Raw genomic sequence first — 15,992 nt, forward strand, 5'->3', positions numbered from 1 at the left:
GAGGTGCCAGGTGCGCGGACGCGCTGATGTGCTCGAGCCGGCCATCCTGGGCCTCCTGCACGAGACTCCGATGCACGGCTACGAGCTGCGCAAGCGGCTCAACCTGCTCCTCGGGTCCTTCCGGGCGCTGTCGTACGGATCGCTGTACCCGTGCCTCAAGTCGCTCGTGGCCCGCGGCTGGATCATCGGCATCGACTCCCCCGCGGCCCCGCCGCACGCCCTGTCCGGCAAGCGGGCGCGGATCGTCTACCAGCTGACCGCCGAGGGCAAGGAGGAGTTCCTCCAGGTGCTCTCCTCCTCGGGCCCAGCCGCCTGGGAGGACGAGAACTTCGGCGTCAGGTTCGCCTTCTTCGGCCAGACCGACGCCGACACCCGGCTGCGCATCCTCGAGGGTCGGCGCAGCCGTCTCACCGAGCGGCTCGAGACCATCCGGCTGTCGTTCAACCGCACACGCGAGCGCATGGACGAGTACACGCTCGAGCTCCAGCGCCACGGCCTCGAGCAGGTCGAGCGCGAGGTGCGGTGGCTCGACGGCCTCATTGACAACGAGCGCGGCCAACGCCGCGCCCGTACCCCTGGCGCCGGCCACCCGGCCGACGCCGAACTCCCCGCTGTCGACGGCGCCCAAGGCACGCCGGCACAGACAACCGAGAAGGAGCGAGGATGACCTCCATCCGCGTCGCCATCGTCGGCGTCGGCAACTGCGCCGCGTCACTCGTCCAGGGCGTGCACTACTACGCCGACGCCCCGGTGGACACCAAGGTCCCCGGCCTGATGCATGTCCAGCTCGGCGACTACCACGTCAAGGACATCGAGTTCGTCGCGGCCTTCGACGTCGACGCGAAGAAGGTCGGCTTCGACCTGTCCGAGGCGATCCTCGCGAGCGAGAACAACACCATCAAGATCGCCGACGTCCCGCCGCTCGGCGTGACGGTCCAGCGCGGTCACACGCTCGACGGCCTGGGCAAGTACTACTCCGAGACCATCGAGGAGTCGGACGCCGAGGCTGTCGACATCGTCGCAGCGCTGCGCGAGGCGCAGGTCGACGTCCTCATCTGCTACCTGCCCGTCGGGTCTGAGAAGGCCGCGAAGTTCTACGCCCAGTGCGCGATCGACGCGAACGTCGCGTTCGTCAACGCCCTGCCCGTGTTCATCGCGTCCGACCCCGAGTGGGCCGCGAAGTTCGAGGCCGCTGGTGTCCCGATCGTCGGCGACGACATCAAGTCGCAGGTCGGCGCGACCATCACGCACCGCGTGCTCGCCCGCCTGTTCGAGGACCGCGGCGTCATCCTGGACCGCACGTACCAGCTGAACGTCGGCGGCAACATGGACTTCAAGAACATGCTCGAGCGCGAGCGCCTGGAGTCCAAGAAGCTCTCCAAGACGCAGGCGGTCACCTCCAACCTCCACGACGGCCCCCTGGCCGGCAAGAAGGAGGACCGCAACGTCCACATCGGCCCGTCGGACTACGTGGCGTGGCTCGACGACCGCAAGTGGGCCTACGTCCGCCTCGAGGGCCGCGCGTTCGGCGAGGTGCCCCTGAACCTCGAGTACAAGCTCGAGGTCTGGGACTCCCCCAACTCGGCCGGCATCATCATCGACGCCCTGCGCGCCGCGAAGATCGCCAAGGACCGCGGCGTCGGCGGCCCCATCCTGTCCGCCGCGACGTACTTCATGAAGTCGCCGCCGGTCCAGATGGAGGACACCATCGGCCGCGAGCAGCTCGAGGCCTTCATCCGCGGCGACATCGAGCGCTGATCTAGCCCTGCTCAGACGAAGGCCCCGGTGCGCCCCCGCGCCCGGGGCCTTCGTCATGCCCGGATCCAGCCTTCCGTCCCAGGCCCCCGCGGCGGGCCCGGGTTACGTTGACGGGGATCGCCCTGCCCGCCCCGCCCCTGATCCCCGAGGTCACCATGTCGTTGCCGCCGCTCGTCGAGCCTGCTCCCACGCTCTCCACCGCCGAGATCGAGCGCTACTCGCGTCACGCGGTGCTGCCGGGCATCGGGCTCGAGGGCCAGCGCCGGTTGAAGAACGCGCGCGTGCTGGTGGTGGGCGCGGGCGGCCTGGGATCCCCCGTGCTGCTCTACCTGGCGGCCGCCGGAGTGGGGACCATCGGCATCGTCGACCAGGACGTCGTCGAGTCCTCGAACCTGCAGCGGCAGGTCATCCACGGTGTCGCGGATGTGGGCCGGAGCAAGGTCGAGAGCGCCCGCACGGCCGTGCTGAACGTCAACCCGCACGTGCACGTGCAGACCCATGAGCTGCGTCTGGACGCGTCGAACGCGCTCGACGTGCTGCGCGGGTACGACGTGGTGGTCGACGGCGCCGACAACTTCCCCACCCGTTACCTGGTCGGCGACGCGTGCGAGATGCTCGGGCTGCCGTGCGTGTGGGGCTCGATCTACCGGTTCGACGGCCAGGTGTCGCTGTTCTGGACCGACCCGCCCACCACCGCTGGCCACCCGGCCGTCCGGTACCGCGACGTCTTCCCCGAGCCGCCGGCGCCGGGGAGTGCGCCGTCGTGCGCCGAGGGCGGCGTGCTCGGCGTGCTGTGCGGCGCGATCGGCTCGGCGATGGCCAACGAGGTCGTGAAGCTGGTCACCGGCACCGGCGAGCCGCTGCTGGGCCGCGTGCTCGTGCATGACGCCCTGGCGGCCCGGTGGCGCGAGGTCCCGGTGGCGCCCGACCCGCTGGGGGTCCCGGTCACCGCGCTGGTCGACCTCGACACTGCCTGCGCCGCGCCGCAGGTCCCGGCGGGGAGCGGACTGCCGGGCATCTCGGTGCGGGAGCTCGCTGACCGCCTCGCGGCCCGGGACCTCGGCGAGGACGACTTCGACCTGATCGACGTGCGCGAGCCCGCCGAGCACGAGCTGGTCGCGATCCCGGGCGCCCGCCTGCTGCCCCGGGGCGGTTTCCTCGACGGATCCGCCCTCGCCGACCTGTCCCCCGAGACGCCCGTCGTCCTGCACTGCAAGTCGGGGGCTCGCTCTGCCGAGGTGCTCGAGCTGGTGCTCGCGGCCGGATACGACGCCGTGCACCTGACCGGCGGGGTCCTCGCCTGGGTCGACGAGATCGAGCCGGCGAAGCCGCGGTACTGACAGGCGCGGCGCCGCCCGCTCAGGAGCGGCGCCAGGAGCCGCTGCGGCCGCCCGTCTTCTCCTCGACCTGGATGTCGGTGATGACGGCCGCGCGGTCCACAGCCTTGACCATGTCGACCATCGCCAGCCCGGCGGCGGCCACGCAGGTCAACGCCTCCATCTCGACGCCGGTGCGGTCGGCGGTGCGGACCGTCGCCTGGATGCGCACGCCCTCGTCGGTGACCTCGAGGTCGACGGTGACCCCGTGGATCGCGATCGGGTGGCACAGCGGCACCAGGTCCGGGGTGCGCTTCGCGGCCTGGATCCCCGCGATCCGCGCGACCGCCAGCGCGTCGCCCTTCGGGACGCCCTCGCCGCGCAGCAGCCCGATCACGGTGGGGGTGGTGCGGACGAAACCGCTGGCCGTGGCGCTGCGCACCGTGACGTCCTTCGCGCTCACGTCGACCATGCGGGCGGCCCCGCGCGAGTCGACGTGCGTCAGGTGGCTGCGGTCCTCGGTCATGTCTGGTCCCTTCGTCACGGGTCGCGGGGATGCCGCGTCCCGTCGCCGAGGCTAGCCGTCGGCGTCCGTCCCGACCCCGGGGCCTAGGTCATGGGTCCACCACGTGGGTCCCACCTAGTCTCGCGTCATGAGCCAGGTCCTCGCCGAGCAGGTTGACGCGCACCCCACGTCGGGTGGCCTGGTGGACCGCCAGGGCCGGGTCGCCACAGACCTGCGGGTCTCGCTGACCGACCGCTGCAACCTCCGCTGCACCTATTGCATGCCGGCCGAGGGGCAGGACTGGCTGCCCGACAGCCACGTGCTCACGGACGACGAGATGATCCGCCTCATCACCATCGCGGTGGAGCGGCTGGGCGTCCGCGAGGTGCGCTTCACCGGCGGCGAGCCGCTGCTGCGGCGGGGCCTGGAGACGCTGATCGCGGCGACCACCAGCCTGCGGACCGTGGACGGGCTCGCCCCCGAGACCTCGATCACCACCAACGGCCTGGGGCTGGCGCACCGCGCGGAGGGCCTGGTGGCCGCCGGCCTGACCCGCGCCAACGTCTCCCTGGACACCCTCGACCGCGCCCGGTACGCCGCCATCACCCGCCGCGACCGCCTCCCCGCGGTGCTCGCCGGGCTCGAGGCCGCCGACCGCGCCGGGCTGCGGCCGCTCAAGGTGAACACCGTGCTCATGCGCGGGGTCAACGACGACGAGGCCGTGCCGCTGCTGCGCTGGGCGCTCGAGCACGGGTACCGCCTGCGGTTCATCGAGCAGATGCCGCTAGGCCCGCGCGAGTCGTGGGACCGGTCCGAGATGGTCACCGCCGCGGAGATCCTCGCGTCGCTGCGCGGCGCCTTCGACCTGGTCGAGCAGCCCGGCCTGGTGCGCGGCGCGGCGCCCGCCCAGACCTGGACCGTGGACGGCGGCGGGCCTGACGGCTCCTGGGACGTCGGCGTGGTCGCCTCTGTCACGAACCCGTTCTGCGGGAACTGTGACCGTGTGCGGCTCACCTCCGACGGCCGGCTGCGCAACTGCCTGTTCGCGCTGCGGGAGACTAACCTGCTGGACCTGGTGCGCTCCGGGATGGACGATGCGAGCCTGGCCGACGTGTGGCGATCCGCGATGTGGGGCAAGACCGCGCAGCACGGGATCGAGACGGACGGGTTCGTGCAGCCGCGCCGCCCGATGAGCGCGATCGGAGGATGAGCGATGAGTGAGCTCGTGACGGGAACCGTGCGGGTGAGGGTCCGCTACTTCGCCGGGGCAGGCGCCGCCGCCAAGGTCGACGAGGAGCACGTGGACGTCGCCGAGGGCTCGCTGGTCAGCGGGGTGCTCGAGGTCGTGGGCGCGCAGCGCGGACCCGACCTGGCCCGTGTCATCGCCGCGAGCAGCGTGCTGGTCGACGGCGTGCAGGACCGAGAGCGCAGCCACCCGGTGCGTGACGGGCTGACCATCGACGTGCTGCCGCCCTTCGCGGGCGGCTGAGAGCGCGGGCGAGGGAACGGGCGCCCGTCAGGGGCAGGCGACCCACTCGTCGCCGCCGTCGGCCAAGACCTGCCGCTTCCACACCGGGAGCTGGTGCTTGACCTCGTCCACCAGCAGCGCCGCCGCCGCGAATGCCTCTGCCCGGTGGGCCGCCGACACCGCGACCGCGAGGGCGCACTCCCCCACGGCGAGGACGCCGATGCGATGCGAGACCGCCACGGCGTCGACGTCGCAGCGGGCCGTGACCTCGGCGACCACGCGTGCGAGAACCTCCCCCGCCGACGGGTGCGCCACGTACTCGATGGACGTGACGCCGCGTCCTCCGTCGTGGTCGCGGACGTCGCCGGAGAAGGTCACGACCGCGCCGGCCTGCGCGCAGGCCACCGCGTCGGCATGGGCGGCCACGCTGAGCACGGCGTCGGTGACGTCGGCGCGCACGACGCGGCGGGCGGGCGGGTGCACACGCGAGGTGTCGCGCGTCGCCGCGGGGGCCGGGGCGTCCGGGGCGAGCGCGGGATGGTCCTGGTGGGGGTCAGGACGGCCGGCCTCGGCCACCGTGTCGTGCGTCATGTGGCCAGCCTAGGCACGAAGTCCCCCATCGCTGTGGGACCTGAGGCCGCCAGGCCCGCGGACGCGCCCGCTCGCCCGGAAGGCCTATTGCCACGGGAATTCCCGTGCGAAGAATTCAGGTCATCCCATCAATACATTAGGCAAAGGTGTTGTTGTTAAATGCGCAAGAGGGACTTTAGACCCCTTCAGTAATTCATTCCGCCTCCACAATCCTTCCACCAGCAATCTGCGCAGCGCCCCCGTCCAGGACGCCCGCCGGAAGGACTCGACGATGACCCAGACGGCCACCCCCAGGCCCACCCTCCTCGGGGCGCCCGTGCCCCGACGCTCATTCATGAAGTGGAGCGCCGCCGCCGGTGGCGCCGCAGCGGCCGTGGGCATCGGCGCCCACTACGGCCTGATCCCCCTGCCCACCGCCTCCGCAGAGCCCTCCACCGGCGACGACGCCGGCGAGAAGGTCGTGTGGAACTCCTGCAACGTCAACTGCGGCTCCCGCTGCCCGTTGCTGATGACCGTCGTCGACGGCGCCATCACCCGCATCGACGCCGACCCCACGGGCGACGACGAGCTCGGCAGCCAGCAGATCCGCGCCTGCGTGCGCGGTCGGTCCATCCGCCAGCGCATCTACAGCCCCGACCGCCTGAAGCACCCGATGAAGCGGGTCGGCAAGCGCGGCGCGGGCGAGTTCGAGCAGATCACCTGGGAGGAGGCGTTCGACACGATCGCCGACTCCCTCAAGAAGACCCTCGACGAGTACGGCAACGAGGCCGTGTACGTGCAGTACGGCTCAGGCACGACAGGGGCGAATGCCTCCGGTGGAACGTCCGTGTCGCGGCTCATGAACCTGCTCGGCGGCAACCTCGGCTATTACGGCACCTACAGCACGTCGCAGATCAACGCCGCCACCCCGTACACCTACGGGGTGGAGCGGGAGACGAACAACTCCTTCAACGACGCCATCAACACCAAGCTGCTCGTGCTCTGGGGCAACAACCCCCACGAGACGCGGATGAGCGGCGGTGGCGAGCTCTACATCGCACAGCAGGCCAAGGAGATCGGCGGCGCCAAGGTCATCGTGATCGACCCGCGCCAGTCCGACACGGCCGTGACGATGGCTGACGAATGGGTTCCACTGCGTCCCGGGACCGACGGCGCGCTCGTGGCCGGCATGGCCCACGTCATGGTCACGGAGGGCCTGCACGACCAGGCGTTCCTGGACACCTACTGCGTGGGGTTCGACGAGGAGCACCTGCCGGAGAGCGCGAAGCCGGGCAGCTCCTACAAGGCCTACCTGCTGGGAGACGGCCCCGACGGGGTTGAGAAGACCCCGGAGTGGGCCGCGCCCATCACAGGCGTCCCGGCCGCGACCATCCGTCGGCTCGCCCGCGAGATCGCCCAGGCCAAGCCGTGCGCGATCGTGCAGGGCTGGGGACCGCAGCGGCACGCGAACGGCGAGGCGACGGTCCGGGCCATCTACCTTCTGGCCGCGATGACCGGCAACGTCGGCCTCTCGGGCGGCGGCCTCGGCGCACGGGAGGGCAACTACACGATTCCGACCGCGCGCTTCCCCGGGGGCACCAACCCGATCGCCACGAAGATCTCCTGCTTCACGTGGACCGACGCGATCGAGCGTGGGCCGGAGATGACGGCCACCGCCGACGGAGTGCGGGGCAAGGACAAGCTCGACGTCCCGATCAAGTTCATCTGGAACCACGCGAGCAACACGCTGATCAACCAGCACTCCGACATCAACCGAACGATCAAGCTGCTCGAGGACGACTCGCTCTGCGAGATGATCGTCGTGATCGACAACCAGCTGTGCGCCTCGGCGAAGTTCGCCGACATCCTCCTGCCGGACGTCTCCAACGCGGAGCTCACGGACCTCATCCCCAGCGGTTACTCGGGTGACCTGGCATACGCGATCCTCGCCCAGAAGGCGATCGAGCCGCTTTTCGAGTGCCGCTCGACGTACGACATCTGCGCCGAGATCGCCGACCGCATGGGCATCAAGGACAAGTTCACCGAGGGCAAGACGCTCGACGAGTGGGTGGAGCAGCTCGTCGCCGACAGCCAGAAGGCGATCGATGGATTCCCTAGCTACGACGAGCTGGCCACCCGGGGAATCTGGCGTAAGGCCAACCCGGCGGGCTTCACCGTCGGCCTCAAGAAGTTCCGCGACGACCCGGTGGCGAACCCGCTGAAGACGCCGTCCGGGAAGATCGAGATCTACTCCGAGCGCCTGCAGGAGATCGCGGACACCTGGGAGGGCGTCGACGGCGAGATCCCGGCCATCCCCGCGTACGTCCCGTCGTGGGAGGGCCATGACGATCCGCTGACCAGCACCTATCCGCTGCAGATGATCGGGCACCACTACAAGTCGAGGACGCACTCGAGCTACGGCAACGTGGCGTGGCTCAAGGAGGCCCACCCCCAGGTGGTGTGGGTCAACACGCTCGACGCCAAGGCGCGTGGCATTGAGAACGACGACGTGGTCCACGTGTTCAACGACCGCGGCCGCATCGAGCTCCTGGCCCGTGTCACGACTCGCATCGCACCCGGGGTCCTGTCTGTCCCGCAGGGCGCCTGGTACGCGCCCGACAAGGACGGCGTGGACAAGGGCGGAAGCACGAACACCCTGACGTCCTGGCACCCGTCGCCCCTGGCGAAGGGCAACCCGCAGCACACCAACCTCGTGCAGATTGAGAAGGCCTGATCATGGCGAAGCAGCTGGGCTTCTATTTCGACCAGACCCTGTGCACCGGGTGCAAGGCCTGCCAGGTCGCCTGCAAGGACAAGAACGACCTGCCCGTCGGGGTCACCTGGCGGCGCGTGGCCGAGTACTCCGGCGGCACCTGGCGCCAGGACGGCGACACGTTCACCCCCAACGTGTTCACCTACTACACCTCCATCTCCTGCAACCACTGCGACGACCCGCAGTGCGTCACGGTCTGCCCCACCACCGCCATGCACAAAGACGAGCACGGCATCGTCACCATCGACGACGGCAAGTGCGTCGGCTGCCGCTACTGCGAATGGGCCTGCCCCTACGGAGCCCTGCAGTACGACAAGGACGCCGGCGTCATGACCAAGTGCGACCTGTGCATCGACCGCGTCAACGCCGGCGAGCAACCCGCCTGCGTCGCCGCCTGCCCCTCCCGAGCCCTCGAGTTCGGCGAGATCGACGAGCTGCGCGCCAAGTACGGCGACACCGCAGCCATCGAACCCCTGCCCGACCCCGCCATGACCCGCCCCAACCTGGTCATCACCCCGCACCGCGACGCCCAGCCCACCGGCCACGGCACCGGCGCCATCGGCAACCCCGAGGAGATCTGATGAACGTCCACGAGCTGCCGCTGGTGGCCTTCACCATCCTCGCCCAGATGTCCGTCGGATCCTTCGTCGTGCTGGGCGTCATCCACCTGTTCGGCATCCGCAAGCACGGCCACGGCGCGGTCGACAAGCTGTCCGACCCGGCCCTCTACGCCATCGGCCCGGCCATGGTCCTGGGCCTGATCGCGTCGATCTTCCACCTGGGCAGCCCCATGAACGCCCTCAACACCATCAACCACCTCGGTTCGAGCTGGTTGAGCCGGGAGATCTTCTTCGGCTCCGCCTTCGCGTGCATGGGCGCGGTCTTCGCCGTCGTCCAGTGGCGCCGCTGGCTCACGCCGCTGCTGCGCCAGATCCTGGCGGGCGCGACCGCCCTGGTGGGGCTGGTGCTGGTCTACAGCATGTCGATGGTCTACATGCTGCCGACCGTGCCCGCGTGGAACCACTGGGCCACCCCGGTCACGTTCTTCACGACCACCTTCCTGCTCGGGGCCCTGGCCGTGGGCGCGGCCCTCGTCATCGTCTACACGTACCGCCAGCGCACGACGGCGACGGCCGGGTCCACGGACGCGGTCGCCACCGAGACGGGCACGGAGGCGTCGGGCGGCGTTGACGTCGCCACCGCCGTGGTCGTCGAGATCGACGACCAGACTCGTGCCTCGACGAACGCCCTGCTGCGCTCGAGCCTGCGGATGATCGCCGCGGCCTCGATCGTGCTGCTGGGCATCGAGTTCGTGGTGCTGCCCACGTACGCGCTGGACCTGGCCACGGGGAACGCCAACGCGCAGGCCTCCGCCGCCACCCTCATGACGGCCGGCGGCGCCGTCCTGCTGACCCGCCTCATCCTGGTCTTCCTGGGCGCGGGCCTGCTGGGCTTCTTCCTGTACCGCTCCGCCGCTCGTGGCCACCAGCGCCACCTGGTCTACCTGGCCACCAGCGCGTTCGTGCTGGTCTTCGCCTCGGAGACCATCGGCCGCATCCTGTTCTACTCCTCGTTCGACCGCATCGGCATCTGATCAGACCCACCGGCGCCCCGGACCTCCTCGCGAGGCCCGGGGCGCCGTTTTTTTGCTTAGTCCCGGAACTCGCCGGTGAAAGAGGTCCCAGAAACTGAGGTAATGCTTCCCTCATATTTCACGGGACAGCGCGGAACAAATGTCGTGTCAGGGACCTAGGGCCTGAAAGTTGAGCGCCACCAGCACAAACAATCATCCAAAACGCACAGTGTGCTCCCCCTTCGACTGCTGGGCGGGCGTCTTGCCGGAAGGACCGATGACGATGACCGACATGGCCACCAGGCCCACTCCCCTCGAAACGCCCGTCCCACGACGGTCGTTCATGAAGTGGAGCGCCGCAGCAGGCGGCGCCGCTGCCGCCGTGGGCGTCGGAGCCCACTACGGCCTGCTCCCGGTGGCGAGTGCGTCCGCCGAGCCCTCCGGCGGCGACGACGCCGGCGAGAAGGTCGTGTGGAGCTCCTGCAACGTCAACTGCGGCTCCCGCTGCCCGTTGCTCATGACTGTCGTGGACGGCCAGATCGTCCGCGTCGACTCCGACCCCACGGGCGACGACGAGATGGGCACCCAGCAGATCCGCGCGTGCGTGCGCGGCCGCTCGATCCGCCAGCGCATCTACAACCCCGACCGCCTGAAGCACCCCATGAAGCGGGTCGGCAAGCGCGGCTCGGGCGAGTTCGAGCAGATCACCTGGGAAGAGGCGTACGACACGATCGCCGCCTCCCTCAAGAAGACCATCGAGAAGTACGGCAACGAGGCCGTCTACCTCAACTACGGCACGGGCGCCCTGGGCGGCACCGTCGCCAAGAGCTGGCCGCCGGCGTCGAGCCCCATCGCGCGCCTGATGAACTGCATGGGCGGCTACCTCAACCACTACGGCACGTACAGCACCGCGCAGATCTCCGCGGCCACGCCGTACACCTACGGCGCCGGCGCCGGGAACAACAGCTTCGACGACATCGTCCACAGCAAGCTCGTGGTGCTGTGGGGCAACAACCCCCACGAGACCCGCATGAGCGGCGGCGGCGAGACGTTCGTGACGCAGACGGCCAAGCGCCAGAGCGACACCAAGTTCATCGTGATCGACCCGCGGTACACGGACACCGCCGTGAGCATCGCCGACGAGTGGGTCCCGCTGCGGCCGGGCACGGACGCGGCCCTGGTGGCCGGGCTCGCGCACGTGATGATCAGCGAGAACCTGCACGACCAGGAGTTCCTCGACACGTACTGCGTGGGCTTCGACGAGGAGCACCTGCCCGAGGGCGCCCCCGCCGGCGGCTCGTACCACAGCTATGTCATGGGCTTGGGCCGCGACGGCGTCGAGAAGACGCCCGAGTGGGCCGCCACTATCACCGGCATCCCCGCGAGCCGCATCGTCCAGCTGGCCCGCACCATCGCACAGGCCAAGCCGTGCGCGATCGTGCAGGGCTGGGGTCCGCAGCGCCACGCCAACGGCGAGAACAGCGCCCGCGCGGTCATGCTGCTCGCGGCGCTCACCGGCAACGTCGGCATCACGGGGGGTGGCACCGGCGCCCGTGAGGGCTCCTACCAGCTGTCGCTGTCCGCCTTCCCGACGCTGACGAACCCGGTCAAGACCTCGATCCCGGTGTTCCTGTGGACCGACGCGATCGAGCGCGCCACCGAGATGACGGCGACGGCCGACGGCATCCAGGGCAAGGACCGCCTCGAGGTGCCGATCAAGTTCATCTGGAACTACGCGGGCAACGCGCTGATCAACCAGCACTCCGACGCCAACCGCACCGCGAGGCTCCTCGAGGACGAGTCGCTCTGCGAGATGATCGTCGTGATCGAGAACCAGATGACCGCCTCGGCGAAGTTCGCCGACATCCTGCTGCCGGACGTGTCCAACAGCGAGCAGCCGGACCTCGTCACGCAGGGCAGCGCCGGCAGCCTGGGCTACCTGATCTTCGCCGACCAGGTCATCGAGCCGCTCTTCGAGTGCCGCACCGTCTACGAGATGTGCACCGAGATCGCCGACCGGATGGGCGTGAAGGCCGAGTTCACCGAGGGGATGACCCAGGAGGACTGGCTGCGCAAGGTCTACGCGGAGAGCCAGGCCAAGGAGCCAGACCTGCCCAGCTTCGAGGAGCTGCGCGAGAAGGGGATCTTCAAGAAGAAGAACCCCGCGGGCACCGTCATCGGCCTCCAGGCGTTCCGCGAGGACCCGGTGGCCAACCCCCTGAAGACGCCGTCCGGCAAGATCGAGATCTACTCCTCGCTGCTGCAGAAGCTCGACGAGACGTGGACCCTCCCCGAGGGCGACCGCATCACGCCGCTGCCCGAGTACACCCCCACGTGGGAGGGCGCCGAGCTGGCCGGCACGGGCGACGCCCCGCTGCAGATGATCGGGCACCACTACAAGTCGAGGACGCACTCGACGTACGGGAACGTCGCCTGGATGCAGGAGGCCCACCCGCAGCTGGTGTGGGTCAACACGCTCGACGCGAAGGCCCGCGGCATCGAGAACGGCGACGTGGTGCAGGTGTTCAACGAGCGTGGCCGCATCGAGCTCAAGGCCCACGTGACCTCCCGCATCGCCCCCGGGGTCGTCTCCGTCCCCCAGGGCGCCTGGTACGCGCCCGACAAGGACGGCGTGGACAAGGGCGGATGCACCAACACCCTGACCTCCTGGCACCCGTCGCCCCTGGCGAAGGGCAACCCGCAGCACACCAACCTCGTGCAGATTGAGAAGGCCTGATCATGGCGAAGCAGCTGGGCTTCTATTTCGACCAGACCCTGTGCACCGGGTGCAAGGCCTGCCAGGTCGCCTGCAAGGACAAGAACGACCTGCCCGTCGGGGTCACCTGGCGGCGCGTGGCCGAGTACTCCGGCGGCACCTGGCGCCAGGACGGCGACACGTTCACCCCCAACGTGTTCACCTACTACACCTCGATCTCCTGCAACCACTGCGACGACCCGCAGTGCGTCACGGTCTGCCCCACCACCGCCATGCACAAGGACGAGCACGGCATCGTCACCATCGACGACGGCAAGTGCGTCGGCTGCCGCTACTGCGAATGGGCCTGCCCCTACGGAGCCCCGCAGTACGACAAGGACGCCGGCGTCATGACCAAGTGCGACCTGTGCATCGACCGCGTCAACGCCGGCGAGCAACCCGCCTGCGTCGCCGCCTGCCCCTCCCGAGCCCTCGAGTTCGGTGAGATCGACGAGCTGCGCGCCAAGTACGGCGACACCGCAGCCATCGAACCCCTGCCCGACCCCGCCATGACCCGCCCCAACCTGGTCATCACCCCGCACCGCGACGCCCAGCCCACCGGCCACGGCACCGGCGCCATCGGCAACCCCGAGGAGATCTGATGAACGTCCACGAGCTGCCGCTGGTGGCCTTCACCATCCTCGCCCAGATGTCCGTCGGATCCTTCGTGATCCTCGGCCTGGTGCAGTTGAGCCTTGTCCGCAAGCACGGCCAGGAGGCGGTGGACAAGCTCTCCGGGCCCGCCCTCTACGCCATCGGCCCGGCGATCGTGCTCGGCTTGATCGCGTCGATATTCCACCTGGGCAACCCGATGAACGCCCTGAACGCGATCAACCACCTCGGCTCGAGCTGGCTCAGCCGGGAGATCTTCTTCGGCTCCGCCTTCGCCGGCCTGGGCGCCGTGTTCGCCGTGGTCCAGTGGCGCCGCTGGCTCACGCCCCTGCTGCGCCAGATCCTCGCCGGGGCCACCGCCCTCGTCGGCCTCGCCCTCGTGCTCTCGATGTCGATGGTCTACATGCTTCCCAGCGTCCCGGCGTGGAACCACTGGGCCACCCCGGTCACGTTCTTCACCACGACGTTCCTGCTGGGCGCGCTCGCCATCGGCGCGGCCTTCGTGGTCGTGTACGCCGTCCGCAAGCACAAGCACGCGGATGTGGACGAGGCGACCGGCGCGCTGCTCCGCACGTCTCTCCGGCGCATCGCCGCCTCGTCCATCGTGCTGCTGGGCATCGAGTTCGTGGTGCTGCCCACGTACGCGCTGGACCTGGCCACGGGCGACGTCCACGCGCAGGCCTCCGCCGCCACCCTCATGACGGCCGGCGGCGCCGTCCTGCTCACCCGGCTCGCCCTGGTCTTCCTGGGCGCGGGCCTGCTGGGCTTCTTCCTGTACCGCTTCGCCTTCCGCGGCAAGGAGCGCCACCTGGTCTACCTGGCCACGAGCGCGTTCGTGCTGGTCCTCGCCTCGGAGACCATCGGCCGCATGCTGTTCTACTCCTCGTTCGACCGCATCGGCATCTGAGCACCTCCCTCCTCCTGCAAGGCGGCATCTCATGAGCACCACCCTCGACGGGAACCGGCTGGTCGGCACGCGGCTCGACGCGTTCGCCGCGGCGTACGGCTTCCTCTCCCGGCTGTTCCTGGCTCCGGCCGACGCCGAGCTGTGCGCCCGGCTCTCCGAGCCCGGCCTGCTGGACGAGTGGCCGCTTGAGGCGGATGACGCCACGACGGAAGGGCTGCGGCTGCTCGGCAGCGCGGTCGGGGCCGGGGGCGCCGAGCCCTCGGCGGACCCGACCGCGCTGCACCGGGACTACCAGGCGCTGTTCGTGGGCCCGGGCCACCTGCTGGCCACGCCCTACGAGTCGGTCTACCGGACCGTGGACCGCTTGCTGTTCGACGAGCCGACGCTGCAGGTCCGGGCGACATACCGGGCCTTCGGGCTCGAGGCGCCCCGCCTGCACCGGGAGCCGGACGACCACCTGGGCCTGGAGCTGCACTTCCTCAGCGTGCTGTGCCTGCGCGGCCTCGACGCGCTCTCGCAGGACGACGGGCCGATGCTCGACTCGATCTTCGCCGCGCACTCGGCCTTCCTGACCGACCATCTGCTGGCCTGGGCGCCTGAGTGCCTGGACCTGGTGACGGAGCACGCCCGCACGGACTTCTACCGGGGCGCCGCGGCGCTCACGCGGGGAGCCCTCGAGCAGGCGAAGGCGTGCTTCGTGGGATGACCGCACTCAGCCAGGCCGCGTCCGACGGGATCGCGCCACTGCTGCGCTGGCTCGACCGGCTCCCGGAGCCTGTCGACCTGATGCTGGTGTGCGCCGAGCACCAGTCTGAGGTGGCGGGCCACCACCCCGGCGCGGCGGTGGTCCGGTTGGACGCGTGCCTGGCCGACCTGCCCGCCTCCGCGTTGCTCGAGCTCGTGCTGCGCGGCACACGGGTGGAGGCCCGGCTCGAGGGGTGCGAGCGCCCCGACCTCGCGGCGCGGAGCGTCGACGACGCGAACCGGCTGTTGACGTCGTGCGCGCGCCCCGAGCGGGTGGCACTCTCTTCATCCCGCGCCGGCGCCGGCGCCGAGGACCCCGTGCTCGACGTGCGGGCGCTACCCCTCCCCCGCAGGGCGCTGCTCTCGATGAGCGCCGGGCCTAGCGGCGCAGCCGCCGCGCGCCCCCCGCGCGCCGCCACCGAGCGTGAGCGGATGCTCGACGCCCTGCGCTCCCTCACGGCGCCTCCACCGCGCGTCAGGCCCGCTCCCGGGTCGGGATCCGAGCCACCCGCCCGCCCGCGGCAGCCTCGTCAGCGCGACACGCTGGACCAGCACCCCGCCCCTAGCGCGATGCTCGCCGCCTCCGGCTGCACCGGTTGCGGCGTGTGCGTCCAGTCCTGCCCCGCGGACGCCCTGCGCCTGGAGGGCTCCCCCGCCGACGACGGCCGCGTCCGGGTCACGCTGCGCCACCTGCCCGCCTCGTGCCTGGACTGCGGCGAGTGCGTCGCGCGATGCCCCCACGGAGCCCTCGAGTCCACCGGGCGGCACACCTGGGCCGGCCTGCTCGCCTGCCTGCCGCAGTTCCTCGCCTCGGAGGTGCTGCGGGAGTGCGCGCGCTGCGCCGAGCCCTTGCCCTCCGACTCGACTGGCTCGCTGTGCGAGATCTGCGCGTTCCGCCGGGCGAACCCGTTCGGCGCCCGGCTGCCCCCCGGGGTCGCCCCCGGGGTCGCCCCCGCGCTGGCGGGCGGCGCCCCGGCGGACGGCGAGGCCCTGGGCGGCGGATAGCCTGGC

The 15,992-nt window shown here is 70.5% G+C and carries 15 protein-coding genes; 13 read left to right on the forward strand and 2 right to left on the reverse strand.

Features of this window, described 5'->3' with window-relative positions:
- Positions 1–10: 10 nt before the first annotated feature.
- The 3 genes from NP064_RS16445 (at position 11) to moeB (ending at position 3,098) form a co-directional block, all read left to right on the forward strand.
- Positions 11–667, forward strand: coding sequence for a PadR family transcriptional regulator (locus NP064_RS16445; RefSeq protein ID WP_227568595.1), 657 nt, complete (start codon positions 11–13; stop codon positions 665–667).
- Positions 664–1,758 (forward strand): inositol-3-phosphate synthase, encoded by a 1,095-nt coding sequence (locus NP064_RS16450; protein ID WP_227568594.1) that lies wholly within the window; start codon positions 664–666, stop codon positions 1,756–1,758. The genes NP064_RS16445 and NP064_RS16450 overlap by 4 nt, the downstream gene beginning before the upstream one ends.
- A 155-nt stretch (positions 1,759–1,913) precedes the next feature.
- Positions 1,914–3,098, forward strand: coding sequence for a molybdopterin-synthase adenylyltransferase MoeB (gene moeB, locus NP064_RS16455; RefSeq protein ID WP_227568670.1), 1,185 nt, complete (start codon positions 1,914–1,916; stop codon positions 3,096–3,098).
- Between the two features lie 19 nt (positions 3,099–3,117).
- Here the strand turns inward: moeB and moaC are convergent, their stop codons facing one another.
- Positions 3,118–3,600 carry a cyclic pyranopterin monophosphate synthase MoaC gene (gene moaC / locus NP064_RS16460; protein WP_227568593.1) on the reverse strand — a complete coding sequence of 161 codons (483 nt, stop codon included), beginning with the start codon at positions 3,598–3,600 and terminating at the stop codon, positions 3,118–3,120.
- A gap of 127 nt (positions 3,601–3,727) precedes the next feature.
- On the opposite strand from moaC, the gene moaA reads away from it, so the two are divergent.
- Both moaA and NP064_RS16470 read left to right on the forward strand, forming a co-directional pair.
- Entirely contained in the window at positions 3,728–4,789 is a 1,062-nt protein-coding gene (gene moaA / locus NP064_RS16465; protein ID WP_227568592.1) for a GTP 3',8-cyclase MoaA, read from the forward strand.
- A 3-nt stretch (positions 4,790–4,792) separates the two neighbouring features.
- Positions 4,793–5,068: a MoaD/ThiS family protein gene (locus NP064_RS16470; protein WP_227568591.1), complete on the forward strand. Its 276-nt coding sequence runs from the start codon at positions 4,793–4,795 to the stop codon at positions 5,066–5,068.
- Positions 5,069–5,095: 27 nt separating this feature from the next.
- Here NP064_RS16470 and NP064_RS16475 read toward each other — a convergent pair whose 3' ends face one another.
- A complete protein-coding gene (locus NP064_RS16475; protein WP_227568590.1) occupies positions 5,096–5,638 on the reverse strand; it encodes a molybdenum cofactor biosynthesis protein MoaE in 543 nt (180 codons plus the stop codon).
- Between the two features lie 271 nt (positions 5,639–5,909).
- Between NP064_RS16475 and NP064_RS16480 the strand changes: the two genes are divergently transcribed.
- The 8 genes from NP064_RS16480 (at position 5,910) to NP064_RS16515 (ending at position 15,986) form a co-directional block, all read left to right on the forward strand.
- Positions 5,910–8,351, forward strand: coding sequence for a DMSO/selenate family reductase complex A subunit (locus tag NP064_RS16480; protein ID WP_227568589.1), 2,442 nt, complete (start codon positions 5,910–5,912; stop codon positions 8,349–8,351).
- A gap of 2 nt (positions 8,352–8,353) precedes the next feature.
- Positions 8,354–8,971 (forward strand): DMSO/selenate family reductase complex B subunit, encoded by a 618-nt coding sequence (locus NP064_RS16485; protein ID WP_227568588.1) that lies wholly within the window; start codon positions 8,354–8,356, stop codon positions 8,969–8,971.
- Positions 8,971–9,984, forward strand: coding sequence for a dimethyl sulfoxide reductase anchor subunit family protein (locus tag NP064_RS16490; RefSeq protein ID WP_227568587.1), 1,014 nt, complete (start codon positions 8,971–8,973; stop codon positions 9,982–9,984). Before NP064_RS16485 ends, NP064_RS16490 begins: the two co-directional genes overlap by 1 nt.
- Before the next feature lie 256 nt (positions 9,985–10,240).
- On the forward strand, positions 10,241–12,700 hold the full coding sequence (locus NP064_RS16495) for a DMSO/selenate family reductase complex A subunit (protein ID WP_227568586.1): 2,460 nt from the start codon (positions 10,241–10,243) through the stop codon (positions 12,698–12,700).
- A 2-nt stretch (positions 12,701–12,702) separates the two neighbouring features.
- Entirely contained in the window at positions 12,703–13,320 is a 618-nt protein-coding gene (locus tag NP064_RS16500) for a DMSO/selenate family reductase complex B subunit (RefSeq protein ID WP_227568585.1), read from the forward strand.
- Positions 13,320–14,237 carry a dimethyl sulfoxide reductase anchor subunit family protein gene (locus NP064_RS16505; RefSeq protein WP_227568584.1) on the forward strand — a complete coding sequence of 306 codons (918 nt, stop codon included), beginning with the start codon at positions 13,320–13,322 and terminating at the stop codon, positions 14,235–14,237. The genes NP064_RS16500 and NP064_RS16505 overlap by 1 nt, the downstream gene beginning before the upstream one ends.
- A gap of 31 nt (positions 14,238–14,268) precedes the next feature.
- Positions 14,269–14,943: a TorD/DmsD family molecular chaperone gene (locus NP064_RS16510; RefSeq protein WP_227568583.1), complete on the forward strand. Its 675-nt coding sequence runs from the start codon at positions 14,269–14,271 to the stop codon at positions 14,941–14,943.
- Complete coding sequence (locus tag NP064_RS16515; RefSeq protein ID WP_227568582.1) at positions 14,940–15,986, forward strand: DUF362 domain-containing protein; 1,047 nt, start codon at positions 14,940–14,942, stop codon at positions 15,984–15,986. The genes NP064_RS16510 and NP064_RS16515 overlap by 4 nt, the downstream gene beginning before the upstream one ends.
- Positions 15,987–15,992 lie beyond the last annotated feature (6 nt).

Origin of the sequence: Cellulomonas chengniuliangii (assembly GCF_024508335.1) — a bacterium.
GTDB lineage: Bacteria > Actinomycetota > Actinomycetes > Actinomycetales > Cellulomonadaceae > Cellulomonas_A > Cellulomonas_A chengniuliangii.